We start from the raw sequence: 2635 nt of genomic DNA, 5'->3' as shown, positions 1-2635 counted from the left end.
GGCCAGGACGACGGCGACGCGCCGGCGGTCGACTACCTCAACGGTCACGACGGCGACGACACGCTGGTCGCGGGGCGCGGCGACGTGCTGACCGGCGGCGCGGGCGCCGACCTGATCATGCTGGGCGACTGGCTGCAGGCGCCTGCCGAGGGGATCGAGGACCCATGTGCCGCGCAGCTGATGGATTTCGACCCGGACGAGGACCGGATCGTCATCCTCTACGACGACAGCGCCGCCGAGGCGCCGCAGGTCGAACTGCGCGCCAGTGCCGACGACCCGACCCGGACCGAGATCCTGATAGACGGCGCGGTCGTGTCGGTGCTGGCCACGGCCGACGCGCCCGCGCTCGCCGACCTGGTGCTGATCGGCGAGGCCGAGGCCGGCCTGCTGCTGGCCGGATAGCGGCGCGAAACCTCTTTCGCCGCGCAGCCGAATCGTCTAACTGCACGCATCCGCGTCGTGCGACCTGCACGCTGCGGCTTCGCGTCGGCCGGACACACGGTTGCGCGACTTTTCTGGGCCTTGCTGGACGACATCCCGGCTCGTGCCGTCACTCGAACCTGACAAGGAGATCCCCGATGTCGATCACTGCCGAAGAAAAACAGCGCGTCATGAAGGACTTCGCCACGAAAGAGGGCGATACCGGTTCCCCCGAGGTGCAGGTCGCGATCCTGACCAACCGCATCGCGACGCTGACCGAGCACTTCAAGACGCACAAGAAGGACAACCACTCGCGCCGTGGCCTTCTGAAGCTGGTCGCACAGCGCCGCAAGCTGCTGGACTACCTGCGCGCGAAGGACGAAGGCCGCTACCGCGAGCTGATCCAGCGCCTGGGCATCCGCCGCTAAGACCGGCCGGACGCGAAGACGACAACGCCCGCCATTGGCGGGCGTTTTTCGTTTTCGAAGGCTTTGAGCGGCCGGGGCCGGGAGCCTCGCGGCCCCCGGCGTTGTCAGCCGGCGTGCGCGGCCTCCGTCGATTCCAGCGCGGCGTCGCAACGCGCGCAAGTGCCGGGATGCGCATGGCGGCCCACGTCCGGCAGGATCTTCCAGCAGCGCTGGCACTTGTCGCCTTCGGCCCGCTCGAAGACGACGCCGACGCCCTCGGTCTCGGGCAGGCGGAACGCCTCGGACGGCATCGGGTCGCCGGTCAGCTGGATGTCCGAGGTGATGCACACGTCCTCGAACGCGACCGAGCGCAGCGCCTCCAGCATCTCGGCCTCGCGCACGTGGACCACCGGCGCGGCCTCGAGGCTGGCGCCGATCACCTTGTCGGTGCGCTGCACCTCGAGCGCTGCGGTCACCACGCGGCGCGCGCGGCGCACCATCGCCCACTTGGCGGCCAGCGGCTCGTCCCGCCAATCTGCGGGCGTGTGCGGCATGTCCTGCAGGTGGATCGAGCCCGCGTTTTCGCCGAAGCGCTCGAGCCAGACCTCTTCGGTGGTGAAGACCAGGATCGGCGCCAGCCACGTGGTCAGGCGGTGGAACAGGAGGTCCATCACCGTGCGTGCGGCGCGGCGGCGGGCCGTGTCGCCGTCGCAGTAGAGCGCGTCCTTGCGGATGTCGAAGTAGAACGCCGACAGCTCGACCGTGCAGAAGTTGAACAACTGCTGGAACACGCCCTGGAAGTCGAAGGCGGCGTAGCCCTTGCGCACCACGTCGTCGAGCTCGGCCAGGCGGTGCAGCACCCAGCGTTCCAGTTCGGGCATGTCCGCGGCGTCGACGCGATCACCCTCGCGGAAATGCCCCAGCGCGCCCAGCATGAAGCGCAGCGTGTTGCGCAGACGACGATAGCCGTCGGCGGTGCCCTTCAGGATCTCGGGCCCGATGCGCTGGTCGGCGGTGTAGTCCGCCTGCGCCACCCAGAGCCGCAGGATGTCGGCGCCGTACTGGTTTATCACCTCCTCGGGGGCGGTGATGTTGCCCAGCGACTTGGACATCTTGTTGCCCTTCTCGTCGAGCGTGAAGCCGTGCGTCACCACGTTGCGATAGGGCGCGCGGCCGATCGTGCCGCAGGCCTGCAGCATCGACGAATGGAACCAGCCGCGGTGCTGGTCGGTGCCCTCCATGTAGACGTCGGCGATGCCGTCCACGGTGCCGTCCTCGCGGTCGCGCAGCACGAAGGCGTGGGTCGAGCCGCTGTCGAACCACACGTCGAGAATGTCGAAGACCTGTTCCCACTGCTCGGAGTCGTGGTCGTTGCCGAGGAAGCGTTCCTTGGCGCCGGGCTTGTACCAGGCGTCGGCGCCCTCGGTCTCGAACGCGTCGAGGATGCGCTGGTTCACGGCCGGGTCGCGCAGCAGGAAGTCTTCGTCCGTGGGCAGCGCGCCCTTCTTCGTGAAGCAGGTCAGCGGCACGCCCCAGGCGCGCTGGCGCGACAGGACCCAGTCAGGCCGGTTCTCGATCATCGAGTGCAGGCGGTTGCGGCCGGTCTTCGGTGTCCAGGTCACCAGCTCGTCGATCGAGCGCAGGGCGCGTTCGCGGATCGTGGTGCCGTAGGTGTCCTGCCCGTCGCCGACCGCGCGGTCGATCGCGGCGAACCATTGCGGCGTGTTGCGGTAGATGACCGGCGCCTTCGAGCGCCAGGAATGCGGGTAGCTGTGCGTCATCCGTCCGCGGGCGAGCAGCCCGCCATT

At 68.9% G+C, this 2635-nt stretch carries 2 protein-coding genes and 1 pseudogene; 2 read left to right on the top strand and 1 reads right to left on the bottom strand.

What is annotated here, in order from left to right; translation table 11 throughout:
* Positions 1-402: pseudogene (locus tag ACFDTC_RS08925) on the top strand (calcium-binding protein); the annotation flags it as partial.
* Between the two features lie 176 nt (positions 403-578).
* The gene (gene rpsO / locus ACFDTC_RS08920; RefSeq protein ID WP_375258526.1) at positions 579-848 is read left to right on the top strand and encodes a 30S ribosomal protein S15; all 270 of its coding nucleotides are present in this window, start codon (positions 579-581) and stop codon (positions 846-848) included.
* Positions 849-952: 104 nt separating this feature from the next.
* Here rpsO and ACFDTC_RS08915 read toward each other — a convergent pair.
* On the bottom strand, positions 953-2635 hold a 1683-nt coding region (locus tag ACFDTC_RS08915), incomplete at its 5' end, for an isoleucine--tRNA ligase (protein ID WP_375258525.1).

It is taken from the genome of Citreimonas sp. (assembly GCF_042096055.1).
Classification (GTDB): Bacteria; Pseudomonadota; Alphaproteobacteria; order Rhodobacterales; family Rhodobacteraceae; genus Citreimonas.
Note: the sequence above shows the minus strand (reverse complement) of the source record. Positions and strands in the feature narration are given on the sequence as shown.

Excerpts from the sequence above, each read along its gene's own strand:
- rpsO (WP_375258526.1), top strand. The coding sequence starts at position 579 with ATGTCGATCACTGCCGAAGAAAAACAGCGCGTCATGAAGGACTTCGCC.